The sequence below is a fragment of the Frondihabitans sp. Leaf304 genome (assembly GCF_001423105.1).
Taxonomy (GTDB): domain Bacteria; phylum Actinomycetota; class Actinomycetes; order Actinomycetales; family Microbacteriaceae; genus Frondihabitans.
In genome coordinates, this window is sequence record NZ_LMNV01000002.1 from 130,509 (window position 1) to 154,710 (window position 24,202).

Consider the following 24,202-nt stretch of genomic DNA (forward strand, 5'->3'; position numbering starts at 1 on the left):
TCGGCGCAAACCGTTATCGACCTGTCGACTAGAGAGTGGCGAGCCACAGGCGTGCAGAGCGCTCCCACTTGGCGTACGCGGTGGGGTAGGCCGAGATCTGGACGGCCTGGGCGGCCTGCGTGACGGTCATGCGAGACCAGCCGCTCACGTCGAGGAGGCCGGAGGTTTTGCCCGCGTTGGGGTTGTGAACTCCGCCGAAGAAGAGTCGCGTCGCGTGGGCCGTGTCGAGCAGCTTGGCGCGCGAACCCCATCCCATGCTCGGGCGCTGCTGGAACAGGCCGACGGAGTCGCGGTCTCCGCGATTCAGGTTGTACAGGCTCGACTCCTGCGCGGCGGCCGAGAGAGCAATCACGATGCCGTAGTCGCTCACTCCGAGGGAGCGACCGACCGAGATGATCGTGCGGGCGTTTCCGCGCTGTTCGGCGTCGAGCGCCGAGGCCGAGACCGAGCCGCTCGAGGCGATGGGCTTGGCGGGCGAGCTCGAAGCCGGGGCGACGCTGCCTCCGCGCCCGGGGATGGAGAGCTTCTTTCCCGCGTAGATCGTGCTGGTCCAGCTCAGACCGTTCGCCTTCAGCAGCTTCTCGACCGTGGTGGAGTGCTTCTTCGCGATCGACGAGAGGGTGTCGCCCGACTTGATCACGTAGGAGGACGCACTCGACGACGACGATGCCGAGCCGCCGGATGCCGACGACCCGGGGCTCGCCACGGGCGAGGCGGTACCCGAGGATCCGGGGATCCTGATCTTCTGACCGGGGTAGATGATGCTCGTCAGCCCGAGGCCGTTGGCCTTCAGGAGCGCCTGCGTCGAGACCCCGTGGCGGCTCGCGATGGCGGACAGGGTGTCGCCGCGCACGACGGTGTGGGTCGACGCCGTTCCGGTCGAGGAGGCGGGCTTGGCGGTCGACTTGGCGGGCGCCTTCGACGAGAGGTGCAGGGTCTGGCCGGGGAAGATCGTCGACTTCCAGCTGAGGCCGTTGAGAGCCAGAACCGAGGCGGTCGACAGGCCGTAGCGGCCGGCGATGGCCGAGACGGTGTCTCCGGTCTTCACCCGGTAGGTCGTCGGAGCCGAGGCGGTCTCGATGGTGGCGTCGCTCGTGATGGCGGTCAGCTCGACCGCGGCTCGCTCGTGCTCGACTGTGCCGAGGTCGATCGTGGTCTTGGGCGCCGGGCTGATACCGGGCTTCTTGGGCTGCGGCTGAGCCTGGTCGTGCAGAAAGAGGGGACCGGTCAGATTCGCGCTGATCACCATCGACGAGGCGATGACGATCGGAACCGTGCCCAGCATGCCGCGACCGATGCGGTAGGCGGCGCTGCGGTTGACGGGAAGGTCGTGCTCGGTCATGTGATCCCCTGATCGTGGCGGTGCCGGTCGGCCGGGTCGGCGTGTCGTCGAAGGTCAACGCTGGCACACATGTATAGGCAAGTCAATTAACGAGGCTGGTGTGACTGGAGTGATCGAGGCCCCAAACCGGGGGAGTACGACACGCGACGCAGTCCGTGGCACAGTTATCGAGTGACAGACATCTCGACGCGCCCCTGGTTCTCCGACATCACCTGGTTGACCCTTCCCGACGCCGCAGACCGACTCGGCACGACCGCGAGCCGCGTGCGACGCATGCTCGACGAGCGGGTGCTCGTAGCCGCCTACGTCGACGGAGTCCGCAAGATCCCAGCGCTGTTCATCGTCGACGGCGAGCCGATGCACGAACTGCGCGGCACCCTGACCGTGCTCCACGACAACCACTTCAGCGACGACGAATCGCTCGACTGGATGCTCTCCGACGAAGAATCGCTCGGCACGTCGCCCGTCGCCGCGCTGCAGGCGGGGCGCAAGGCCGAGGTGCGGCGCGTCGCGCAATCCCTGCTGTAAAGGCGTAGGTCAGCGACGCTGAGAAGGAGTGGCAGCCGGGCTTCGCCCGATGCAGAGCCCATCCCGTGGTCGTGCTGAAGAAACGACAGCCCAGGATCCGGGCACTACGCCGTACGAGCCGTCACCGTCTCGGCCAGCTGCGACAGCTGGGCCCGGGCGCTCGGAGCGAGCGGAGCAGCGTCGATTGCCTGTCGCGCCTTCGACACCTGATCGGCGATCGACTCCTCGATCGCGTCGACAGCACCCGACTCGCGGATCGTCGCCTGGAGCATCGCGATCTGGTCATCGTCGAGGTCGGCGTCGCCCAGGAGCTCGTCGAGAAGCCGGACGGCGCTCGGCGGCAGGTTCTCGCGAGCGGTCGCTATCAGCACCGTGCGCTTTCCTTCGCGCAGATCGTCGCCCGCGGGTTTTCCGGTGACGGACGGGTCGCCGAAGACGCCGAGGAGATCGTCGCGGAGCTGGTAGGCGATGCCGAGGGGGAGCCCGAAGCGGCGGAGGGCCTCGAGCTGGTCGGGTGTTCCGCCCGCCATGGCCGCGCCGATGGTGAGGGGCGCCTCGATCGAGTACTTAGCCGACTTGTAGACGATGACCCGCTGCGCACGGCCCAGGAGCATCTCGTCGTCGACGCTCCGCCACGCGCTCTCTTCGAGGATGTCGAGGTACTGGCCCGCAGTGACCTCGGTGCGCATGCGGTTGAACTCGCGCCGCGCGCCCTTCGCGGCGTCGCGGGAGGGAAGCGAGTCGAATGCGTCGGAGACGAGCTCGTCGCTCCAGGAGAGGAGCAGATCGCCGAAGAGGAGTGCCGAGTTGGTTCCGAATGAGGCGGCGTCGCCAAGCCAGGATTCGTCTCGGTGCAGTGATTCGAAACGTCGATGCGCGGCGGGACGACCGCGACGGGTGTCGGAGTTGTCCATGATGTCGTCGTGAACCAGGGCGGCAGCGTGGAAGAACTCCAAGCCGGCCGACGCGGTGATGACTGTCGCCAGGCGGTCCGCACCGGGGGCGGGGGCGAGGGGATCGTCTGCAGTGTCAAGACCCGCGACGGACTGCCAGCCCCAGTAACAGAAGAGGGCCCGGAAGCGCTTACCGCCGTGGAGGAGGTCAGCCGAGAATCGGGCAAGCGGGTCGAGGTCGGATCCGATGGCGGCGAGATGCGGTCGCTGCCCCTCGAGGAAGGTGTCGATCCGCTCTTGAACGACGTCTACTAACCGCGTACTCTCAGCCACGCGCCTAGCCTAACCACAGGGGGCGGTCGTAAGATTCGTAGTTAGTCGGTACGCGTGAATCTCAGGCGTAGCCGGCCACCGCAGAAGGCGGAATCCGTTCCCTCCCTTCTAGTGAGTGGGCACAGCTTTTGAAGGGAACCAAGATGCCTCTTTCCGAACAGGAGCAGCGGCTGCTCGAAGAGATGGAGCGAAGCCTCTATAACAACGACTCCGATTTCGTCACCACCATGAACTCGCGGCGAGGGCGCCCGAGTTACACGCTGGTCGTTGTCGGAATCCTTGGGGCTCTCGCGGGTATCGCCGTCATCGTCGCCGGTGTCGCCTTCCGTCAGCCTCTCATTGGCGTCGCGGGTTTCGTTCTCCTCCTCGCGGGCGCGCTCTTCGCGATCGCCCCGCCGCGTCGCCGCGGAAACCTCGGTCCCGCCCCGGTTCCTCCCTCGTCCTCCACCGGTGGATCCGGTCGTGCCAAAGGGTCCTCGGGCGGAAGCATGATGGACCGCCTCAACCAGCGGTGGGAACGCCGCCAGAACCCCGACGAGCGTTGAGCGCGTCCGCGTAACACCATTTCGATAAAGAGAGCCGACCTTCGGGTCGGCTCTTTTTGTGCCCTCAGGCCTTCCATCGATGGTCGCGAGATGGCCGTATGTGCCGAGAATGCGGCGAAACAACGTCGAACGCGCCATCTCGTGCGGCGAAACCTCCCATTCGAGCCAAAAACGCTCCCTTTTCCTCCACACCACGGATCCTTGTGTTCGTGGGCCTTTTTATTCCCAGAAACCCCCTCTTTGGGGCAAAAGCTCGAATTGGTGGGGGAGCGTGGAGTAAAGTGGAGGAAACGGCGGGCGAGTGGGGGTGGTGGCATGTTCCTCGGCACCTATGCGCCCCGTCTCGACGAGAAAGGCCGCATCATCCTTCCTGCCAAGTACCGCGACGAGCTGGCCTCAGGCCTGGTCATGACGCGCGGGCAGGAGCGCTGCGTCTACGTGTTCAGCCAGCGCGAGTTCGAAGACGTTCACACGCAGATCCGTAAGGCGCCGATCACGAGCAAGCAGGCGCGCGACTATCTGCGGCTGTTCCTCTCGGGTGCCTCCGACGAGATCCCCGACAAGCAGCACCGCGTGACGATCCCGGCGAACCTCCGCGAGTACGCCGGCCTCGGCCGCGACCTCACGGTGATCGGCGCGGGCAATCGGGCTGAGATCTGGGCCACCGAGGCCTGGAACACCTACTACACCGAGCAAGAAGCGCACTTCTCCGACACCACGGAGGAGGTGATCCCCGGCGTCTTCTGACCCTTCGGCCCTGACTCCCAGCCGTCCACCCCTGGCACACCTTCCCCGGTGCCAGGTGGGATGGATGGGGATCAGGGCCCAAGGATCCAGAGCCGGTCACCATGGCAGATGAACAAATCCACACCCCCGTGCTTCTCGAGCGATCGCTCGACCTGCTCGCCCCGGCCCTCGAAAAGCCCGGTGCCGTTGTCGTCGACACGACGCTCGGAATGGGCGGCCACTCACACGCAATGCTCACGCGCTTTCCGGGCCTCACGCTTGTCGGGCTCGATCGCGACACCGAGGCCCTGGCGTTGGCGGGGGAGCGACTTGCCGCGTTCGGCGAGCGGGCGAAGCTCGTTCACACCGAATACGACGGCATCGGCCGTGCTCTCGACGACCTGGGCATCGACGAGGTGGAGGGCGTCCTGTTCGACCTCGGCGTCTCGTCGCTCCAACTCGACCGCGTAGACCGCGGGTTCTCGTATTCGAAAGACGCCCCCCTCGACATGCGGATGGATCCCACTCAGGGCGTCACCGCCGAGACTGTTCTCGCGACCTACTCCGAGGCGGAGCTACGGCGCATCTTCTATCAGTACGGCGAGGAGAAGCTCGCCCCGCGGTACGCGCGCTTCATCGTCGAGCGCCGTGAGCAAAAGCCTCTTGTGCGCAGCGGCGAACTCGTCGACCTGCTTCAAGAGGCCACTCCCGCCGCCCTGAGCCGAGCCGGCCACCCCGCCAAGAGGGTGTTCCAGGCCCTTCGGGTGGAGGTCAACGCCGAGCTGGCGTCCCTCGAGTCGGCACTTCCGACCGCACTCGACCGCATCGGTGTGGGCGGTCGCATCGTCGTGCTGTCGTACCAGTCGCTCGAAGACCGCCTGGTCAAGCGCGAGCTGGCGGTGCGATCGAAATCGACGGCACCGGCCGGTCTGCCCGTCGAACTGCCCGAGCACCGGCCCGAGTTCTCCCTGCTCGTCCGCGGAGCCGAACTGGCCTCCGATGAGGAGAAAGACCTCAACCCCCGAGCGACCCCCGTCCGCCTCCGCGCGGCCGAGCGAATCCGGAGACACGCATGAGCACGAACCTCGCCCTCGCGCACCTCGACGACGAACGCGACGAGCACGACGTCCTCTCCGATCTCGGGCCGCGGCGCCGGCTCATCGAGATCGTCACGTCGAGGTCGCAGCGTCAGTCGCGCCCACGCCTCGTCTACGCGCTGATCGCGACTGCGGCGCTCTTCGTGCTGTTGCTCACCCAGCTCGGGCTGAGCATCGCGCTGAGCCGCGGTGCCTACCAGATCTCGTCGCTGCAGGGCGAGCAGACGTCTCTGGCCCGCACCCAGCAGAAGTACTCCGAGAAGCTCGGTGTGCTGTCGTCGCCCCAGAACATCGCCAATAACGCCACGGCGCTCGGAATGGTGCGCAACCAGAACCCGGTGTACCTCGACCTCTCGAACGACCACGTCTACGGAACGCCGACTCCGGCCGCGAGCGACAAGGCGACCTCCGACAACCTGATCACGAACAGCCTGCTCGACGGCGTACCGGTCGTCACGAAGAAGGCCACCGACAAGACCTCGTCGAAGAAGGAGTCGGGCACATCCACAGCTTCTACTTCGGCGACTTCGGGCGCGGCAGCCTCGAAGTCGACCGGTGACTCGGTAGCGTCGCCCACGAATCAGCTCGCGGCTCCCGAGACCCGCTAGCGACACGCGGCCTGAAGCACCGGCTCGCATGTGACCCAGATGTGCGGCCCCGCCAGTCGGCGGCCGCGGTGAGGAACCTCTCGTGAGATCAGCCAGGCCAACACCCGCTACACGGCATCGTCGACACCGGACGACCATCGCTGCGATCGTCATCTTCGCCCTCGTGGCGGTGTTCGTGGTGCGACTCGTCGACATCCAGGTCGTGCAGGCGTCGACGCTCAACAAGCAGAGTCTCGGCAAGCGCTCGGTGCCGACGATCCTCTACGGCGATCGCGGGTCGATCGTCGACACGAACGGCAAGGTGCTGGCCAAGACCGTCGTGCGCTACGACATCACAGCTGTTCCGGCCTATGCCCAGAAGGGCTACAAGACCACGGTCGGCGGCAAGTCGGTCACGTACACGCTCTCGCAGACCGCCGATCAGATCGCGGCCGCCACGGGCGCCAAGGCCTCCGACATCGTGAAGGCGCTCACCGCCGACAAGAAGAGCGTCTACGCGAAGCTCGTCGGAAGCGTCGACGTCGATGCCTACGAGAAGATCCAGAAGCTCGGCATCTCCTGGATCTACCCGAAGCGGACGACGGCTCGCACCTATCCGAATGGGGCCGTCGCCGGCAACCTGACAGGCTTCATGGGCACCGACGGTGCTCAGGCCGGGCTCGAGCTCGAGTACAACAAGTGCCTCGCCGGGACGAACGGCTCCGAGACCTACGAGCGGGGTCTCGACAACGTCAAGCTGCCCGGCAGCACGGTGACGACGAAGAAGGCGGTCGACGGGGGCGTGCTCGAGACCACCATCGACGAGTACCTGCAGTACCAGGTGCAGCAGGATCTCGCAGAGCAGGTCAAGGCAATCGGTGCCACATCGGGCACGGCGATCGTGATGAAGGTGTCTGACGGATCCCTTCTGGCCGTGGCCGACTCCGACAGCGTCGACCCCAACAACGTCGACGGGTCGTCGACGTCGAACCTCGGATCGAAGGCGTTCACCGACTCGTATGAGCCCGGCTCGACCGTCAAGTCGCTGATCGCGGCCGCCGCTATCGACCAGGGCGTCGCGACTCCGGCCACGCAGGAGACGGTGCCGTACAGCCGCACCTTCCCGTGGGGCGGCCGCATCGCCGACGCCGAGTTCCACGACACCGAGCAGTTGACTCTCGCCGGAATTCTGGCCAACTCGTCGAACGTGGGCATCACCCAGGTCGGCGAAAGACTCTCCAAGCAGACCCGCTACGACTATCTGAAGAAGTTCGGCTTCGGCTCGAAGAGCGAGGTCAAGTTCAACGGCGAGTCCGTCGGGCAGCTCGGAACGCCGAGCAGCTGGGACAGCCAGACGAACATCAACTCGATGTTCGGTCAGGGAATCGGCACGAGCGCCATCCAGATCGCCAGTGCCTATCAGACCCTGGCGAACGGCGGTGTGCGCATGCCGGTCACGCTGGTCAAGGGATGCAAGCAGAGCGACGGCACGGTCACCGACACGCCGAGCGCCAAGGGCACCCGCGTTGTCTCGGAAAAGGCGGCGAACGACGTCGTCGACATGCTCGAAAACACCATTCCCGAAGGAACCCTCGCCGGGATGACACCGATCTCGGGCTACAACGTCGCCGCCAAGACGGGAACGGCTCAGATCGCCGACGCACCCGGTGGTGGCTACGGAAGCGACTACATCATCTCCGTCGCGGGTATCGCACCGGCCGAGAACCCGCAGTACGTCGTGCTCGTCACCTTCACGAAGCCGACTACGCTGAAGACTTCGTTCGCGGCGGCACCCGCCTTCCGCGAGATAATGTCCCAGGTCCTCGAGAACTATCGGGTCAAGCCGTCGACCACCCCGGCGACGAACCTTCCCGATACGTGGTGAGAAGCGACCCGACCCGTTGCCCTTCCACCCGGCTCGACTTACGACCAGGCAAGAAATGAGGATTCTTTGAGTGCCCGGATCCCCCCGGTTCTTCGACCGGAACATCCCTCGGCGAGGTCGCTCGGCCAACTGGCCAGCGAATTCGGACTCGAGCACATCGGCTCGCTCGACGGCATCGAGATCACCGGCGTCACCCTGTCGACCGGCGATCTCCACCCCGGCGACCTCTACGTCGGCGTGCCCGGCGCTCACCGCCACGGCGCCGAGTTCGCCGAGAAGGCCCGCGAGGGCGGAGCCGTCGCCCTGATGACCGACGCCCGCGGAGCCGAGCTCGCCAGTGGGTCCGGCCTTCCCGTCGTGCTCGTCGACTCGCCACGTGCAGCCCTCGGCGACGTGTCGGCCTGGATCTACCGCACCGCCGAGCAGACGCCGCTCCTCTTCGCCGTCACCGGCACCAACGGCAAGACCTCGACGTCGTACCTTCTTGAGGGCATCCTCAAGCAGCTGGGCCTCGTCACCGGACTCTCGTCGACTGCCGAGCGCCACATCGGAGACCTCACTGTCGTCTCCCGTCTCACGACCCCCGAGGCGAGCGAGATGCATGCGCTCCTTGCCCGGATGCGTGAGAGCGAGGTGCGAGCCGTCGCCGTCGAGGTGAGCGCCCAGGCCCTCAGCCGACACCGCGTCGACGGCCTCGTCTTCGACGTCGCCGGCTTCACCAACCTCAGCCACGACCACCTCGACGACTACGCCGACATGGAGGAGTACTTCCAGGCGAAGCTGCCCCTCTTCCAGCCGGATCGCGCCAAGCGTGCCGTCGTCTCCCTCGACTCCCCCTACGGGCAGCGCGTGGTCGAGGCGTGCCGGATCCCAGTCACCACGATCACCATCAAGCCCGCGGGCACCGATGAGCACCGCGACGCCGACTGGACCATCGAACTGCTCGATGAGCAGGCGGCCTACACGGAGTTCCGTCTGAGTGGGCCCGAGGGCCGCTCGCTCGTCACCCGGGTGCCCATGATCGGCTGGCACATGGCGGCCGACGCCGCCCTCGCCATCGTCATGATGGTCGAAGCGGGCTTCGAGCTCGAGGCCATCGGCCAGTCGCTCGACGAAGACGGCGGCATCGTCGCGTACCTTCCGGGTCGCACCGAGCGAGTCTCCGGCGACCGCGGCCCGAGCGTCTTCGTCGACTTCGGTCACAGCCCCGACGCGTTCCTCAACACGCTCGCCGCCGTCCGCCGGTTCACCCCCGGCAAAGTCATCATGCTGTTCGGCGCCGACGGCGACCGCGACACCACGAAGCGGCCCGAGATGGCTCGGGTCGCGGCAGAAGGATCCGACATCCTGGTCGTCACCGATCACCACCCCCGTTTCGAAGACGCGGCGTCGATCCGCACCACACTGGTCAACGCGGCTCGCGAGGCCTACCCCGATCACGAGATCCACGAGGTGAGCCCGCCGGAGGCGGCCATCCGCCGGGCCGTTGCGATGGCGGGGGAGGGCGACTCGATTCTTTGGGCCGGCCCCGGCCACCAGGATTACCGCGACATCCAGGGCGTGCGCACGCCCTACTCGGCTCGCGACGAGGCGCGCGACGCCCTCCGCGAAGCGGGGTGGGCCGAGTGATCGCTCTGACCCTTGCCGAGATCCACGCGATCGTCGGTGGCACCCTGGCTCTCACGCCCGAGACGACCGATCAGCTCGTCGTCGACGGCTCGGTCGAGACCGACTCGCGCCTCGCCACTCCGGGGTCGATCTTCTTCGCGCTGCCCGGCGAGTCCACCGACGGCCGCCTCTTCGTGCCGCAGGCGGTCGAGAACGGCGCAGCCCTCGTGATCTCGGAGGGCGAGGTCGAGGCGCTGGTGCCTCGGATCCTCGTCGACGACGGAGTGGCCGCGCTGTCGGCCCTCGCCACCGCGGTCGTGCAGAGGGTGCGCGCCGCCAAGACCTCGACTGAGCCCCTTCGCGTTGTCGGAGTGACCGGATCGAACGGCAAGACGTCGACCAAGAACATGCTGCGGGCCATCCTGTCCGACCTCGGCCCCACGGTGGCGCCGGAGGGGTCGTTCAACAACCACGTCGGCGCCCCGATCTCCATGCTGCGCGTCGACTACGACACACGCTTCCTCGTGGTCGAGATGGGTGCCTCCGGCGCGGGCGAAATCGCTCGCCTCGTCGCGATCGCCCGCCCCGACACGGGCGTCGTCTTGAAGGTGGGCCTCGCTCACGCCGGTGAGTTCGGCGGAATCGAGGCGACGCAGAAGGCGAAGTCCGAGATGGTCACCGACCTGCCGGGCACCGCCACCGCGATCCTCAACACCGACGACTTCCGAGTCGCGGCCATGGCCGACCTCACCCGGGCCCGCGTCGTCTCGTTCGGATTCGGCGACTCCGCCGAGTACCGCGCCTCCGACATCGACGTCACCGCCGAGGGCACGGCTTTCACCCTGAACGCCCCCGGCCTGACGAAGAACGTGACCCTCAGAATTCTGGGCGAGCACCACGTCATGAACGCCCTGGCCGCCCTCGCCGTCACCGGCGAATGGGGTCTCGACGTCGACCGAGCTGCCACCGTGCTCGAGGGCGTCACCCGCGCGGAGCGCTGGCGCATGGAGGTCCTCGACGGGGGCTCCGGCATCACCGTGATCAACGACGCGTACAACGCCAGTCCCGACTCCGTCGCGGCCGCGCTCAAGACGCTGGCGCAGATCGTCGGCCCCGACCAGCGGTCGGTCGCCGTCATCGGCGAGATGGCCGAACTCGGCGAGTACGCGCAAGAGGAGCACGACCGGATCGGCCGACTCATCGTGCGCCTCAACATCCACAAGCTCGTCGTCGTCGGCGACGCCGCGCGGCACGTTCACATGGCCGCGGGTCTCGAAGGCTCGTGGAGCGGCGAATCGACGCTCGTGCCCGACATCGACGCCGCCTACGAGGCTCTTCGCGCCGACCAGCGCGAAGGCGACGTCGTGCTCGTCAAGTCGTCGAAGTCGGCCGGTCTCCGGTTCCTCGGCGACCGCCTCGCGGGGGTGACGGCATGATCGCTCTTCTCGTCGGCGGCTCGGTGTCGCTGATCTTCACTCTGCTGCTCACGCCGCTCTTCATCCGGCTGTTCCACCACCTGGGGTGGGGCCAGTTCATTCGCAGCGACGGCCCGCAGTCGCACCATACGAAGCGGGGCACCGCCACGATGGGCGGCATCGTCCTGATCCTCGGCACGGTGCTCGGCTACTTCGTCGGGCACCTCGTCGGCGGAGACCGCCTCACCTCGAGCGGGCTCCTCGTGCTGCTGATGATGGTCGGTCTGGGTTTCGTCGGGTTCCTCGACGACTTCACCAAGGTGCGCAACCAGCGCAGTCTCGGGCTGACCGGCTGGGCGAAGATCCTCGGTCAGGTCGTCGTGGCGGTCATCTTCGCCGTGCTCGCGCTGATGATCAAGGGGCGCAACGGCCAGACGCCCGCATCGACTTTTATCTCGGGTGTCCGCGATATTCCCTGGCTCGACCTGGCGTTCGCCGGGTCGCTGGTCGGGGCGATCCTGTTCTGCATCTGGGTCGTCATGATTACGGCGTCGGCCTCGAACGGCGTGAACGTGGCCGACGGGCTCGACGGTCTCGCGACGGGCGCCTCGATCCTCGCGATCGGCTCGTACATCTTCATCGGCTTCTGGCAGAACAACCAGCTCTGCACGAGCGCTCAGGCGGTGCAGAACGCCTGCTACACCACGACGAATCCCCTCGATCTCGCCGTGGTCGCCGCCTGCATCTCGGGAGGCCTCATCGGCTTCCTCTGGTGGAACACCTCGCCCGCGCAGATCTTCCTGGGCGACACCGGTTCGCTCGGTCTCGGCGGGGCACTCGCTGCTCTCGCCATCCTCAGCCGCACCGAGCTCCTCCTCGTGCTCATCGGCGGCCTGTTCCTCGTCGTGACCGGCTCCGTGATCCTCCAGCGGATCTACTTCAAGCTGACTCACGGCAAACGCATCTTCCTGATGAGCCCGCTGCACCACCACTTCGAGCTCAAAGGGTGGGCCGAGGTGACAGTGGTGGTCCGCTTCTGGATCATCGGCGGTCTCTTCGTCGCAGCCGGCGTCGGCACCTTCTACCTCGAATGGATCAGCAGGGTCTGATGCCCGATACGACACCCCTGGCCGACCGCCTCGCCGCTCTCACAAGCTGGCACGCCGACTGGAAGGGCCTCCGCGTCGCGGTGCTCGGCCTCGGGGTCTCCGGCTTCTCGTCCGCCGACACGCTGGCCGAACTCGGAGCCGAGGTGCTGGTCGTCGCGCCCGACGACTCGTCCGATCAAGCGCAGCTGCTGCCCGTGATCGGCGTGCGGTTGGTGACGCAGAAAGACCTGTCAGATCCTCCGCCCGAGCTCATCGAGTTCGACGCCGACGTGGTCGTCGTCAGCCCCGGCTTCGCGCCGCATCACCCGCTGGTCGTCTGGGCCCTGTCGGGCCGAGCGGCCGTCTGGGGCGACGTCGAGCTGGCGTGGCGCGTGCGCGACAAGGTGCTGGGGGCGAAGACCGGTCGGCCCGCCGACTGGGTGCTGATCACCGGCACCAACGGCAAGACCACGACGACTCAGCTCACGGCCGCCATGATCGCCGCCGACGACCGAAGCGTCGCCGCCTGCGGCAACATCGGGCTGCCGGTGCTCGACGCCGTCCGTGAGCCCGAGGGGTTCGATGTCTTCGCGGTCGAGCTCTCGAGCCATCAGCTGCACTACCTGCCGATCGAGGGGCCGGGTGCCCTGCACCCCATCGCGAGTGTCTGTCTCAACATCGAAGACGACCACCTCGAGTGGCACGGCGGAGCAGACGCGTATTGCCGAGCGAAGGGCCGGGTCTACGCGAACACGGTCGTCGCATGCGTCTACAACCGGGCCGACGTCGCGACTCGACTCCTGGTGCAAGAAGCCGACGTCGAAGACGGGTGCCGCGCCATCGGCTTCGGCCTGTCGACCCCGCCCGTCGGCGACTTCGGCGTCGTCGAAGACCTTCTCGTCGACCGTGCGTTCTTGGACGATCGGGCCCACCGGGCGCTCGAGCTGACCACGCTCGACACGCTCGCGGCGTCGGGCCTCGGCGCCGACCACCTCGTCGAAGACGTCTTGGCCGCTGCCGCGCTCGCTCGCGCCCTGGGGGTCGCCCCCGACGCCATCCATCTCGCCGCCGCCGCGTTCCGAGCCGACCACCACCGCTCCGAGGTCGTCGCGTCCCGCTCCGGCATCACCTGGATCGACGACTCCAAGGCGACCAACCCGCATGCGGCCAAAGCATCACTGTCGGCGGCGGGCAGCGTCGTCTGGATCGTCGGCGGCCTCTTCAAGGGCGTCGATGTCGCCCCGCTCGTCGACGAGGTGTCCCGCACCGTGAAGGCTGCCGTGCTGATCGGAGCCGACCGGCAAATCCTCAGGGAGGCCTTCGCGCGACACGCGCCCGGCATACCCGTCTTCGAGGTCGACGAGCCCGACACTGAACGAGTGATGCCTCGTGCCGTGACCTTTGCGGCTTCGGTGGCCGAGTCAGGAGACACCGTCCTGCTCGCCCCGGCTGCGGCATCGTTCGACCAATTCGCCGACTACGGCGCCCGCGGTGAGGCATTCGCCCGGGCCGTCCACGACCACCTGGCAGGAGACACCGATGGTGACCACCCCATCCAGCCTCCCGCGCCGACTGCGGGCTGAGCGCGCGGCCCGAAAAGCAGCAGGCGAAGGATCCCGCACGGCCGAACCCGACCAGACGCCCGGGGCGGCTCTCGTCGCCGTCCGGCGCCTCTTCGCCGCCGAGTCGACCGCGTTCTTCGTGATCCTCGGCACGGCCCTCTTCCTCGCCATCTTCGGCCTCGTGATGGTGCTGTCGTCGTCGAGCGTCGAGCAGTACGTCGAGACGCACGACTTCTTCGGCGCCTTCCTCCGCCAGGGCATCTTCGCCGCGATCGGCATCCCGCTCATGCTCGTGGTGTCGCGGGTGCCCGTCTGGGCCTGGCAGCGCTATGCCTGGCACCTGCTCGTCGCGTCGATGTTCCTGCAGCTGCTGGTGTTCACCCCTCTCGGCGTCGAGGTGGGCGGAAACCGCAACTGGATTCGACTCGGCTCGTTCAGCGCCCAGCCGTCGGAGTTTCTCAAGCTCGCCCTCACCATCTGGATCGGCATGATTCTGGTGAAGAAAGAGCGCAAGCTCGGCGAGTGGAAAGAGCTGCTCGTGCCGCTGGTCCCGGTCGTCGGGATCGCCCTGGCCCTCGTGCTCAAGGGCGGCGACCTCGGCACCACCCTGATCCTGCTCATGCTGGTGGCCGTTGCCGTCTTCATCGCCGGAGTCAAGCTCCGGTTCTTCCTCGTCCCGCTCGCACTCCTCGCCGTCGCCATCCCGGTGATCACGGCCACAGCGAGTTCACGTACCGATCGCATCGCCGCGTGGCTCTCCGGCTGCAGCTCAGAAGAGGCGTATCAGTCGACCTGCTGGCAGACGACTCACGGCCTTTGGGCGCTCGCATCGGGCGGTGTCTTCGGGGTCGGTCTCGGCAACTCGAAGGCGAAGTGGTCGTGGCTGCCCGAGGCAGACAACGACTTCATCTTCGCGATCGTCGGCGAAGAGCTCGGCCTCATCGGCGCGTGCGTCGTACTCGGCCTCTTCATCGTTCTCGCCGTCTCGTTCATCAAGGTGCTGCGCCGCTCCGACGACGCCTTCGTCCGGATCGTCACCGGCGGCATCATGACCTGGATCATCGGTCAGGCCCTCGTCAACATCGCGGTCGTCCTGGGCCTTCTCCCGGTACTCGGGGTGCCTCTCCCACTCATCAGCGCCGGTGGTTCGTCGCTCATCTTCGTGCTGGTCGCGATCGGTGTGATCCTGTCGTTCCTCCACCGTCGACCGGGTGACGAGACGCCAGTTCGCGTCTCCGCCGAGACGGTAGGGTCTCTCCGGTGACGACGTACCTCCTCGCCGGCGGCGGCACCGCCGGGCATGTGAACCCCCTTCTCGCAACGGCCGACCGGCTTCGCCAGCGTGACCCCGGCGCGACCATCCTCGTGCTCGGCACCGCGGAGGGTCTCGAAGCCCGCCTCGTGCCGGCTCGGGGCTATGAACTGCTCACGGTCCCGCGCCTGCCGTTTCCCCGGCGGTTGAACGGTGCGGCGCTGCGTTTTCCCGCCAAGATCCTCGGCTCGATCGGCGGTGTGCGGCGGATCCTCAAAGAGCACTCGGTCGACGTGGTCGTCGGATTCGGCGGCTACGCGGCGGCCCCCGCCTATCTCGCCGCGAGGCGTAACGGCGTGCCGATCGTCGTCCACGAGGCCAACGCCAAACCCGGCATCGCGAACGTTCTCGGTGCGTTCTTCACGAAGTACGTCGGGGTCGTCTTCGCGTCGACCAAGCTGCGGCACTCCCGCCAGGTCGGCATGCCCCTCCGCGATGAGATCGAGAATCTCGACCGGGGGGCGGTGAAGAACGAGGCCCTGCAGTTCTTCGGCCTCGACCCGCACCTGCCGACGTTGCTCGTGACCGGCGGCTCGACCGGAGCGCGCAAGCTCAACGAGACTCTCTCGCGATCGGCCGAGGTCGTCATCGGGTCGGGCTGGCAGATCTTGCACATCACGGGGGAGAAGTCCGAGCTGACGTCGACGTCGCTCAGCAACTACCACCTGCTCAAGTACTGCGACCGCATGGATCTCGCCCTCGCTGCGGCCGACTTCGTCGTGTCACGGTCAGGATCCGCCACCGTCTCCGAGCTCACCGCTCTCGGCCTTCCCGCCGTGCTGATTCCCTATCCGGTCGGCAACGGCGAGCAGCGTTTCAACGCCACCGACGTCGTCGAGGCCGGCGGCGCCGTTCTCGTCCGCGACGCCGACTTCACGCCCACCTGGGTGCGACGCGATCTCGTCCCGCTCCTTCTCGACCGGTCGCGTATCGCCGACATGGCAGCCCGAGCTGCATCGGTCGGAGTCCGCGACGGAGCCGACCGCACCGTCGATCTCGTCCTCGAGGCGACACCGGCATCCACTTCCTCACGAATCGCAGGCGCATGATCAAGCCCGACCTCACCCAGCCTCTTCCCGAGACCATCGGCCGAGCCCACTTCGTCGGCATCGGCGGCTCGGGAATGAGCGGGATCGCCCGCGTCTTCCTCGCGGCCGGGATCCCCGTCTCGGGCTCCGATTCGCGCGAGAGCGCCAACGTCGAGGCCCTTCGCGCGCTCGGGGCTCGAGTCGCCATCGGCCACGCTGCGGAGAACGTCGGAGACGCCGACACCCTCGTCGTCACGGGTGCCCTCTGGCAGGACAACCCCGAATACCAGCTCGCTCTGGCCAAAGGGCTCCCCGTTCTGCACCGCTCGCAGGCCCTCGCCTGGCTCATCTCAGGGCAGCGGCTCGTCTCGGTCGCTGGCGCCCACGGCAAGACGACCTCCACCGGCATGATCATCACGGCGCTGCTCGAGGCAGGTCGCGACCCGAGCTTCGTCAACGGCGGTGTCATCCAGTCGCTCGGCGTGAGCGCGAAGGGCGGCTCCGACGACCTCTTCGTGATCGAGGCCGACGAATCCGACGGGTCGTTCCTTCTCTACGACACGTCCATCGCCCTCATCACGAACGTCGACGCCGACCACCTCGACCACTACGGCTCGCGGGAGGCATTCGACGAGGCCTTCGTGACGTTCGCCGCGGCGGCGAGTGAATCCGTCGTCATCTCCAGCGACGACGCCGGAGCTGTCGCGGTCACTGCGAAGCTCGACCACGCCCACGTAGTCACGTTCGGGCGCGCCGAGGGGTCTGACGTGCGTGTGACCGACGTCATCTCCTCCGGCCCGGTCGCCTTCACGCTCGGGCACGACGGCGTCGACCGACGCGTTCAGCTCAGTGTGCCGGGTCATCACAACGCGTTGAACGCCGCCGGCGCCTACGCCGTGCTCGTGGGTCTCGGACTCACGCCCGAAGAAGCCATCTCGGGGCTCGAGATCTTCGGCGGCACCCAGCGCCGCTTCGAGCTTCACGGCACCGTCCGCGGTGTCAGCGTCTACGACGACTACGCCCACCACCCCACCGAGGTCGCGGCTGCGCTCCAGGCCGCCCGCAGCGTTGTCGGCGACGGCCGTCTCATCGCGGTCCACCAGCCGCACCTCTACAGCCGCACCCGCATGATGGCCGGCGAGTTCGCCGAGGCGTACGAGGCCCTCGCCGACCACACCGTCGTGCTCGACGTCTACGGTGCCCGCGAAGACCCCGAGCCGGGTGTGACCGGTGCTCTCGTGACCGAACGCTTCCAGGATCCCGCACACGCCGACTTCGTCCCCGACTGGCAGAGCGCGGCCGACCGTGTGGCCGAGATCGCCCGCGACGGCGACTTCGTCATCACGCTGGGGTGCGGCGACGTGTACCGAATCGTGCCGCAGCTCCTCGCGAGCCTGGAGGCGATCACTCCCACGCCCACGGAGGCCCGTTCGTGACGCTGGCATCCTCGCCGGTGCTGCGGTGAAGCGTCCCGAGGGGTTCGACCGGACCCCGGTGGCCAAGGCGAAGGCAACGCCCGAGCCGGAGATCGATGCTGCGTCGGCTGAGGCGTCCGTGGCCTCCGCGACGGCACCCGGTGACGAGGCGGCGCCAGCTGCCGAGAAGTCGACGCGCAGCCTGCCGAGGCTTCCGGCGCTTCCCTCTCTGCCGGTGCGTCCCTCACGGCCGTCCCGGGAGTCGGGGGCCGAGCCGTCGGATCCTGCGGTCATCACACCGGCGTCGACCGGCGCCCGTGACGCTCGTGATCGAGCCCGCGACGCCCGGCGACTCGCTCGTCGTGCCGCTGCCGCTCGCCGTGCCGTTGAACGCGTCGAGGTGCGTCGGTTCACCCGTCGCAGTCGGCATCGTCGTGCCGCCCTCATCACGGCGGCGGCGGTGGTGGTCGCCCTCGTCGGGTCGGTGGCCATCGCCGTCTTCTCGCCGCTGCTCTCGCTTCAGACCATCACCATCGAGGGCACGTCGCGGGTCGACGAGAAGGCGGTCTTGAAGTCGCTCGACTCGCAGATCGGCAAGCCGCTGGCCCTCATCGACTTCGCGGCGGTGAAGAGCGACCTGTCGGAGTTTCCACTGATCGAGTCGTACGTGACCGAGACGATGCCGCCGCACACGCTGGTGATTCGGATCACCGAGAGGTCGCCGATCGCCAGCGTCAAGATCGGCAAGACCTTCGAGCTCGTCGATCCGGCCGGCGTCGTCATCTCGTCGGCGACGAAGCGCCCCGCGGGCGTTCCCGTCGTCAAGGTCGCGGGCGACGCGCTCGATGGCAAGGTGTACCGCTCGACGGCCGAGGTGCTGCTCGCGCTCCCGTCGCAACTGCTCAAGCGAGTCAACTCGGTGTCAGCTTCGACGGCCGACGACGTCACGCTGAAACTCACGACCGGTGAGACGGTTGTCTGGGGGAGTGCCGACCAGTCGACGAAGAAGGCGCTGCTTCTGACGGGGCTCATCAAAGACCACACGGCGAGAGACCCCGAGCAGGCCGTCGAATACGACGTCTCTGCTCCCGATAACGGCATCATCCGCACGAAGTAGCGGTCAGAAAACCGCGACACGCGGCACACATCTGAGCGGCCCCCAGCCGGGGCACCTACCTTGGCACTGCGAGATATGCATACTGAGCATAACATTAACCCTCGAGTAAAGCTTGAAGGTTTGTGGGCCTCAGAACCATACAGACCGCAACAACCAGACAGCACCACCCAGTTCCTGCAGGCGGAGGCCGACGTGACAACGAACCATAACTACCTAGCCGTGATCAAGGTCGTCGGTGTCGGCGGCGGTGGCGTCAACGCCGTCAACCGCATGATCGAGCTCGGGCTCCGCGGAGTCGAGTTCATCGCGATCAACACCGACGCCCAGGCGCTGCTTCTCAGCGATGCCGACGTCAAGCTCGACGTCGGTCGCGAGCTGACTCGCGGTCTCGGTGCCGGTGCCGACCCCGAGGTGGGTCGCCGCGCCGCCGAAGACCATGCCGAAGAGATCGAAGAGGCCCTGGCCGGGGCCGACATGGTCTTCGTCACCGCGGGCGAGGGCGGCGGCACCGGCACCGGTGGTGCTCCCGTCGTGGCTCGCATCGCGAAGTCCATCGGCGCGCTCACCATCGGTGTCGTCACCAAGCCCTTCGGCTTCGAGGGTCGACGCCGTCAGGCTCAGGCCGAAGCGGGCGTCGCCCAGCTCAAAGAAGAGGTCGACACCCTCATCGTGGTGCCGAACGACCGTCTGCTCGAGATCTCCGAGCGCGGCATCTCGATGGTCGAAGCCTTCGGCACGGCCGACCAGGTGCTCCTCGCGGGTGTCCAGGGCATCACCGACCTCATCACCACGCCGGGTCTCATCAACCTCGACTTCGCCGACGTCAAGAGCGTCATGCAGGGCGCAGGATCCGCCCTCATGGGTATCGGCTCCTCGCGCGGCGCCGATCGCGCCATCAAGGCCGCTGAGCTCGCAGTGGCGTCGCCCCTGCTCGAAGCGTCCATCGACGGTGCGCACGGCGTCCTCCTCTCGATCCAGGGTGGGTCGAATCTCGGCATCTTCGAGATCAACGACGCGGCGCGTCTCGTGCAGGAAGCAGTGCACCCCGAGGCCAACATCATCTTCGGTGCCGTCATCGACGACACCCTGGGTGACGAGGTGCGGGTCACCGTGATCGCGGCCGGCTTCGACGGCGGCGAGCCCACCACCAAGTCGGCCGAGCGCCGGTCGAGCTTCGTCGAGACCGACGCCCCCGCCACGACGACGGTCGCGGGCGTCAGCGCGATCGCCGACAGCGGCACCGTGCCGAGCTACCAGCGCCCTGCGGAGCCCGTCAAGCAGGCGTCCGACCCCGTCTTCGACGACGGCGACGACGACCTCGACGTACCGGACTTCCTGAAGTAGAGCGTGACCGACGACTCTGTGTCTCCGGGCGAGGCGGCAGCCGAAGCGGCTGCCGCGCCCTCCCTCGAGCTCTCGGGCCGCGTCGACGACGTCTTCGGACGCATCGCCGACGCGGCCCGTTCGGCGTCTCGCGACCCCGGCGAATTGACGACGATTGTCGTCACGAAGTTCCACCCGGTGTCGCTCGTGCGCGAACTGCACGCGTTGGGTGTTCGCGACGTCGGTGAGAACCGGCACCAGGAGGCGCAGGCGAAAGCCGCCGAGACGTCCGACCTCGACGGCCTCCGGTGGCATTTCGTCGGCCAGCTGCAGTCGAAGAAGGCTCGCCAGGCGCGAGCGTATGCGCACGCCGTGCACTCGCTCGACCGCGACTCAGTGATCGACGCCCTGGCGTCCGACGACGGTCTCGTCGTCGACGGGTTCGTGCAGGTCAACCTGACCGAAGACGAGGGTCGGGGCGGAGTCGCGGAGGCCGATCTCGAACGTGCGGTGACTCGGATCCTCGGCTCGCCCGGCATCCGACTCCGGGGCGTGATGGCTGTCGCGCCCCTCGACGAAGAGCCCCGCCGGGCCTTCGCCCACCTTCGCGAACTCTCGGAGCGGCTGCGGGCCATCGCCCCCGATGCGGACCAGATCTCGGCCGGGATGTCGAACGACTTCGCCGACGCCATCGCCGAGGGTGCGACACACCTACGAATAGGCACGGCAATCACGGGAAACCGGCCGGTGGCTGGTTAATGTCGAGTCAGACGATCCGCGACCGGAGGACACCATGGCGAACCCGCTGAAGAAGAGCCTTATCTACCTAGGCCTAGCCGACGAAGAACTCGAATACGACGACCAGTCGCGTACCGAGACGCCTGCCCGGGCCGCGCAGGCCGAGCCCTCCTCTCGCCAGCAGACCGCGCCGTCTCCGGCCGCGGCACCAGCCCAGGCTGCCCCCACGCAGGCCGCGCCGGTCCACAAGCGCGACGCGACGTCGCCGGTTCAGCCGGTGTCGACTCCCACGGCGAATCGCGCTCCCGTGACGCCCCTGCGTCGCACCACGTCGACCAAGAATGTGGTCCCCACCGAAATGGCAGCGTCCTCCGAAATGAACGAAATCCTCACTGTTCACCCCCGCGAATACAAAGACGCGCAGTCGATCGCGGCGAGCTTCCGCGACGGCATCCCCGTGATCATCAACCTGTCGCAGATGACCGAGAGCGACGCCCGTCGTCTCGTCGACTTCGCCAGCGGACTCTCGCAGGGTCTCTACGGCAAGATCGAGCGCGTGACCAACAAGGTGTTCCTGTTGTCGCCCGCGCACATCGCAGTGAGCGGAGATCCGGCTGAGGTAGAGTCCGACATCGAGGCGTCTTTCTTCGCCCAGTCCTGAGGGCTTCTGCCCCCGAGATTCTTCCTCCGCGGGCCGCGCCCGCGCCTGAACCGTGCGAGTTGAACGCCCCGTGTGCTTGGTAGTTTCGTGATCGTCAACCTGATAGCGACCATCGCCTATGTCGCGCTCCTCATCTTCTTCCTCCTGATGTGGGGGCGCTTCATCTTCGATCTGACCCAGTCGGTCAGTCGCTCGTACCGCCCGAAAGGGCCCCTGCTGGTGCTGGCCGAGGTGACGTACACCGTCACCGATCCACCCATCCGGGCCATTCGACGGGTCCTGCCTCCGATCCGACTCGGAGCCGTCGCGCTCGACTTCGGCTGGAGCATCGTGATGCTCGCCGTCGTGATCCTGATGAGTGTCGCGTCCGGCCTGAGCCGCGCAGCGCTGTAATCCGTCCTCCCTCCGGCGCCCAGCACGACAGCGCGACACGGCGTGACCCTCACCCTGCAGGTCAACCACACGGTTGACGTTGTAGGCTTTTGGCGCACGGTGTCTTCACGGCGCGCGTCGTTGTCTGTTAGGCAACACGCGCAGAATCGGGGGAGGGCATCATCCCAGACCATGTTCCAGAAGATTCACGAGGTGACGGCAATGGCTTTGACGCCTGAAGACGTAGTCAACAAGCGGTTCCAGCCGACGAAGTTCCGTGAGGGCTACGACCAAGACGAGGTAGACGACTTCCTCGACGAGGTCGTCGTCGAACTCCGCCGACTTGGTCAGGAGAACGACGAGCTCCGCCAGCGCCTCGCCTCGAGCGACTCGCAGGTCGAAGAGCTCCAGTCGAAGTCCGCCGCAGCCCCCGTGGCAGCGGCCCCGGCAGAGCCCGCTCCCGAGCCGGAGCCGGAGCCCACCCCCGAGCCGGTCGCCGCCGCTCCCGAGCCCGAGCCGGCCCCCGCGCCCGCCGCGGTGTCGGCAGCGCCCGCCTACGCGGCGCCGACCGACGACGAGACCACGAGCACCAACAACCTCCTCCAGCTCGCTCGTCGTCTGCACGAAGAGCACGTCCGTGAGGGCATCGAAAAGCGCGACTCTCTCATCGCCGAGGGCCATGCAACGGCCGCGCGCATCGTCTCCGAGGCCGAGGCCGCACAGAAGGCCCAGGTCGAGCAGTTCGAGAACGAGCACCGCGCCCGCGTCGCTCAGCTCGACAACGAGCAGAAGGCCAAGGCCGATCAGTTCGACGTCGAGTTCCGTGCCCGCCAGGAGAAGATCGAAAACGAGCAGCGCGCCCAGGTCGAGCGTCTCGACAACGAGCGCATCGGCCTCGAGCACCGCATCGACGAACTCCGCAACTTCGAGCGCGACTACCGCCAGAAGCTGAAGAGCTACATCGAGGGTCAGCTCCGCGAGCTCGACGGCGACAACAACCCCGAGCCCGTCGCGGCGCAGTCGTCTGCACCCGCCAGCTTCCAGGGTTTTGGCTCCAACTAACACGACAGCCACGAAGGCCAGTGCCCGCATCTTGCTGGCACTGGCCTTTGTCGCTGTCATCGTCTACGTGCTCGACCAGGGCACCAAGTTCCTCGTCGTGTCGAACCTGACGCTCGGCCAAGACGTCGACGTTCTGGGCCCGGTCCTTCGATTCCACTTCGTCAAGAACCCCGGCGCAGCTTTCTCCTTGGCCACCGGCTCCACCTGGATCTTCTCGATTGCTGCCGCCGCCGTCGTGGTCGCGATCGTGGTCTTCTCGCGCCGCATCCGCTCGCTGCGCTGGGCACTGATGCTCGGCATGCTTCTCGGCGGAACCCTTGGCAACCTCACCGACCGCCTGTTCCGCGAGCCGGGCTTCGGAGTCGGCCACGTCGTCGACTTCATCTACCTCCCGTGGATCCTGCCCGCCATCTTCAACATCGCCGATACGTTCATCGTGACGAGCATGGGGCTCCTGATTCTGCTGACGCTTCTGGGTGTCGGTCTCGACGGAAAGCGGGCGCCCCGCAAGGGCGACGAGCCGAACACCATCGACAACGACGGCAGTGACGCCAAGGATCCAGCGGCCGTCTCCTCGACCACCGACCCGTCGGCCACCCCGTCAGCTGCCACCGGACGGGATGCCTCGTGAGTGAAACCCGTTCGCTGCCCGTGCCCGACGGCCTGGCCGGCGAGCGCGTCGATGCGGCCCTCGCCAAGCTGCTCGGCTTCAGCCGCACGTTCGCGGCCGAGGTCGCGTCGTCCGGGGGAGTCACGGTCGACCAGCGCGAGGTCGGCAAGTCCGATCGGCTGGAGGCCGGATCCTGGTTAGAAGTGACCTGGACTCCGAAAGAGGGCCCGACGGTTCAGGCCGTCGAGGTGCCCGGTATGGGCATCGTCTACGACGACGACGATTTTGTCGTCGTAGACAAGCCGGTCGGTGTCGCCGCCCACCCTGCCATGGGCTGGACCGGCCCGACGGTGCTCGGCGGGCTTGCCGCAGCAGGTTTCCGGATCTCGACGAGCGGTGCTGCAGAGCGCGCGGGTATCGTGCATCGGCTCGACGTCGGCACCTCCGGGCTCATGGTCGTTGCCAAGTCGGAGCACGCTTACACCGTTCTCAAACAGGCGTTCCGCGAGCGCACCGTCGAGAAGATCTACAACGCCGTCGTCCAGGGGCACCCCGACCCGCTGAAGGGCACGATCGACGCACCTCTCGGTCGGCATCCCTCGTCGTCGTGGAAGTTCGCGGTCGTCGTCGACGGCAAGCCGTCGGTGACGCACTACGAGACCGTCGAGGCGTTCCCGGCCGCGTCGCTTCTCGAGGTCCACCTCGAGACGGGCCGAACCCACCAGATCCGCGTGCACATGGCGGCTCAGCGGCACCCCTGCGTCGGCGACGCGCTGTACGGCGCCGATCCGACCCTGTCGACCAAGCTCGGCCTCACCCGGCAGTGGTTGCATGCGGTCCAGCTCGGCTTCGCCCATCCGGCGACGGGCGAGTGGGTGTCGTTCACCTCGGAGTATCCGGCCGACCTTCAACACGCACTTGAGGTGCTTCGCAACGCCTGACGCCGACACGCCGA

Annotated in this window: 23 protein-coding genes; 21 read left to right on the plus strand and 2 right to left on the minus strand. The window is 67.3% G+C overall.

Going from position 1 to position 24,202, the window contains the following annotated elements:
• Positions 1–28: 28 nt before the first annotated feature.
• Positions 29–1,342, minus strand: coding sequence for a muramidase family protein (locus tag ASF54_RS00560; RefSeq protein WP_055957504.1), 1,314 nt, complete (start codon positions 1,340–1,342; stop codon positions 29–31).
• A 171-nt stretch (positions 1,343–1,513) separates the two neighbouring features.
• Between ASF54_RS00560 and ASF54_RS00565 the strand changes: the two genes are divergently transcribed.
• Positions 1,514–1,870, plus strand: a complete 357-nt coding sequence (locus tag ASF54_RS00565; protein ID WP_255410126.1) for an Rv2175c family DNA-binding protein — start codon at positions 1,514–1,516, stop codon at positions 1,868–1,870.
• A 104-nt stretch (positions 1,871–1,974) separates the two neighbouring features.
• Here ASF54_RS00565 and ASF54_RS00570 read toward each other — a convergent pair whose 3' ends face one another.
• Positions 1,975–3,096, minus strand: a complete 1,122-nt coding sequence (locus ASF54_RS00570) for a polyprenyl synthetase family protein (RefSeq protein ID WP_055957506.1) — start codon at positions 3,094–3,096, stop codon at positions 1,975–1,977.
• Between the two features lie 143 nt (positions 3,097–3,239).
• On the opposite strand from ASF54_RS00570, the gene ASF54_RS00575 reads away from it, so the two are divergent.
• The 20 genes from ASF54_RS00575 (at position 3,240) to ASF54_RS00670 (ending at position 24,188) form a co-directional block, all read left to right on the plus strand.
• Positions 3,240–3,641: a DUF3040 domain-containing protein gene (locus tag ASF54_RS00575; protein WP_055957507.1), complete on the plus strand. Its 402-nt coding sequence runs from the start codon at positions 3,240–3,242 to the stop codon at positions 3,639–3,641.
• A gap of 315 nt (positions 3,642–3,956) precedes the next feature.
• Positions 3,957–4,388 carry a division/cell wall cluster transcriptional repressor MraZ gene (gene mraZ / locus ASF54_RS00580; protein WP_055957510.1) on the plus strand — a complete coding sequence of 144 codons (432 nt, stop codon included), beginning with the start codon at positions 3,957–3,959 and terminating at the stop codon, positions 4,386–4,388.
• Positions 4,389–4,489: 101 nt separating this feature from the next.
• A complete protein-coding gene (gene rsmH / locus ASF54_RS00585; RefSeq protein WP_055957513.1) occupies positions 4,490–5,443 on the plus strand; it encodes a 16S rRNA (cytosine(1402)-N(4))-methyltransferase RsmH in 954 nt (317 codons plus the stop codon).
• Positions 5,440–6,072 carry a hypothetical protein gene (locus ASF54_RS00590; RefSeq protein WP_055957516.1) on the plus strand — a complete coding sequence of 211 codons (633 nt, stop codon included), beginning with the start codon at positions 5,440–5,442 and terminating at the stop codon, positions 6,070–6,072. The genes rsmH and ASF54_RS00590 overlap by 4 nt, the downstream gene beginning before the upstream one ends.
• A gap of 82 nt (positions 6,073–6,154) precedes the next feature.
• Positions 6,155–7,936: a peptidoglycan D,D-transpeptidase FtsI family protein gene (locus ASF54_RS00595; RefSeq protein WP_084815843.1), complete on the plus strand. Its 1,782-nt coding sequence runs from the start codon at positions 6,155–6,157 to the stop codon at positions 7,934–7,936.
• Positions 7,937–8,002: 66 nt separating this feature from the next.
• Complete coding sequence (locus ASF54_RS00600) at positions 8,003–9,565, plus strand: Mur ligase family protein (RefSeq protein ID WP_055957523.1); 1,563 nt, start codon at positions 8,003–8,005, stop codon at positions 9,563–9,565.
• Positions 9,562–10,980, plus strand: a complete 1,419-nt coding sequence (locus ASF54_RS00605) for a UDP-N-acetylmuramoyl-tripeptide--D-alanyl-D-alanine ligase (RefSeq protein WP_055961758.1) — start codon at positions 9,562–9,564, stop codon at positions 10,978–10,980. The genes ASF54_RS00600 and ASF54_RS00605 overlap by 4 nt, the downstream gene beginning before the upstream one ends.
• Positions 10,977–12,068 (plus strand): phospho-N-acetylmuramoyl-pentapeptide-transferase, encoded by a 1,092-nt coding sequence (gene mraY / locus ASF54_RS00610; protein ID WP_055957525.1) that lies wholly within the window; start codon positions 10,977–10,979, stop codon positions 12,066–12,068. Before ASF54_RS00605 ends, mraY begins: the two co-directional genes overlap by 4 nt.
• Positions 12,068–13,630: a UDP-N-acetylmuramoyl-L-alanine--D-glutamate ligase gene (gene murD / locus ASF54_RS00615; protein ID WP_055957529.1), complete on the plus strand. Its 1,563-nt coding sequence runs from the start codon at positions 12,068–12,070 to the stop codon at positions 13,628–13,630. Before mraY ends, murD begins: the two co-directional genes overlap by 1 nt.
• Positions 13,587–14,873 carry a putative lipid II flippase FtsW gene (gene ftsW, locus ASF54_RS00620; protein ID WP_084815844.1) on the plus strand — a complete coding sequence of 429 codons (1,287 nt, stop codon included), beginning with the start codon at positions 13,587–13,589 and terminating at the stop codon, positions 14,871–14,873. Before murD ends, ftsW begins: the two co-directional genes overlap by 44 nt.
• Entirely contained in the window at positions 14,870–15,970 is a 1,101-nt protein-coding gene (locus tag ASF54_RS00625) for a UDP-N-acetylglucosamine--N-acetylmuramyl-(pentapeptide) pyrophosphoryl-undecaprenol N-acetylglucosamine transferase (RefSeq protein ID WP_055957532.1), read from the plus strand. Before ftsW ends, ASF54_RS00625 begins: the two co-directional genes overlap by 4 nt.
• Complete coding sequence (gene murC / locus ASF54_RS00630) at positions 15,967–17,385, plus strand: UDP-N-acetylmuramate--L-alanine ligase (protein WP_055957535.1); 1,419 nt, start codon at positions 15,967–15,969, stop codon at positions 17,383–17,385. The genes ASF54_RS00625 and murC overlap by 4 nt, the downstream gene beginning before the upstream one ends.
• 25 nt (positions 17,386–17,410) lie before the next feature.
• Entirely contained in the window at positions 17,411–18,481 is a 1,071-nt protein-coding gene (locus ASF54_RS00635) for an FtsQ-type POTRA domain-containing protein (protein WP_162237083.1), read from the plus strand.
• Between the two features lie 192 nt (positions 18,482–18,673).
• Positions 18,674–19,825, plus strand: a complete 1,152-nt coding sequence (ftsZ, locus tag ASF54_RS00640; protein WP_055957541.1) for a cell division protein FtsZ — start codon at positions 18,674–18,676, stop codon at positions 19,823–19,825.
• A 3-nt stretch (positions 19,826–19,828) separates the two neighbouring features.
• Positions 19,829–20,563, plus strand: coding sequence for a YggS family pyridoxal phosphate-dependent enzyme (locus ASF54_RS00645; RefSeq protein WP_084815846.1), 735 nt, complete (start codon positions 19,829–19,831; stop codon positions 20,561–20,563).
• 34 nt (positions 20,564–20,597) lie between these two features.
• Positions 20,598–21,203 carry a cell division protein SepF gene (locus ASF54_RS00650; RefSeq protein ID WP_055957543.1) on the plus strand — a complete coding sequence of 202 codons (606 nt, stop codon included), beginning with the start codon at positions 20,598–20,600 and terminating at the stop codon, positions 21,201–21,203.
• A gap of 72 nt (positions 21,204–21,275) precedes the next feature.
• A complete protein-coding gene (locus ASF54_RS00655) occupies positions 21,276–21,596 on the plus strand; it encodes a YggT family protein (RefSeq protein ID WP_235480896.1) in 321 nt (106 codons plus the stop codon).
• A gap of 201 nt (positions 21,597–21,797) precedes the next feature.
• Positions 21,798–22,637, plus strand: a complete 840-nt coding sequence (locus ASF54_RS00660; protein ID WP_055961764.1) for a DivIVA domain-containing protein — start codon at positions 21,798–21,800, stop codon at positions 22,635–22,637.
• On the plus strand, positions 22,624–23,268 hold the full coding sequence (lspA, locus tag ASF54_RS00665) for a signal peptidase II (RefSeq protein ID WP_235480897.1): 645 nt from the start codon (positions 22,624–22,626) through the stop codon (positions 23,266–23,268). The genes ASF54_RS00660 and lspA overlap by 14 nt, the downstream gene beginning before the upstream one ends.
• Positions 23,265–24,188 carry an RluA family pseudouridine synthase gene (locus ASF54_RS00670; protein WP_055957549.1) on the plus strand — a complete coding sequence of 308 codons (924 nt, stop codon included), beginning with the start codon at positions 23,265–23,267 and terminating at the stop codon, positions 24,186–24,188. Before lspA ends, ASF54_RS00670 begins: the two co-directional genes overlap by 4 nt.
• Positions 24,189–24,202: the final 14 nt, after the last annotated feature.

Excerpts from the sequence above, each read along its gene's own strand:
- murD (WP_055957529.1), top strand. The coding sequence starts at position 12,068 with ATGCCCGATACGACACCCCTGGCCGACCGCCTCGCCGCTCTCACAAGC.
- rsmH (WP_055957513.1), top strand. The coding sequence starts at position 4,490 with ATGGCAGATGAACAAATCCACACCCCCGTGCTTCTCGAGCGATCGCTC.
- ASF54_RS00560 (WP_055957504.1), bottom strand. The coding sequence starts at position 1,342 with ATGACCGAGCACGACCTTCCCGTCAACCGCAGCGCCGCCTACCGCATC.
- ASF54_RS00650 (WP_055957543.1), top strand. The coding sequence starts at position 20,598 with ATGGCGAACCCGCTGAAGAAGAGCCTTATCTACCTAGGCCTAGCCGAC.
- ftsW (WP_084815844.1), top strand. The coding sequence starts at position 13,587 with ATGGTGACCACCCCATCCAGCCTCCCGCGCCGACTGCGGGCTGAGCGC.
- ASF54_RS00590 (WP_055957516.1), top strand. The coding sequence starts at position 5,440 with ATGAGCACGAACCTCGCCCTCGCGCACCTCGACGACGAACGCGACGAG.
- mraY (WP_055957525.1), top strand. The coding sequence starts at position 10,977 with ATGATCGCTCTTCTCGTCGGCGGCTCGGTGTCGCTGATCTTCACTCTG.
- ASF54_RS00575 (WP_055957507.1), top strand. The coding sequence starts at position 3,240 with ATGCCTCTTTCCGAACAGGAGCAGCGGCTGCTCGAAGAGATGGAGCGA.
- ASF54_RS00660 (WP_055961764.1), top strand. The coding sequence starts at position 21,798 with ATGGCTTTGACGCCTGAAGACGTAGTCAACAAGCGGTTCCAGCCGACG.
- mraZ (WP_055957510.1), top strand. The coding sequence starts at position 3,957 with ATGTTCCTCGGCACCTATGCGCCCCGTCTCGACGAGAAAGGCCGCATC.
- murC (WP_055957535.1), top strand. The coding sequence starts at position 15,967 with ATGATCAAGCCCGACCTCACCCAGCCTCTTCCCGAGACCATCGGCCGA.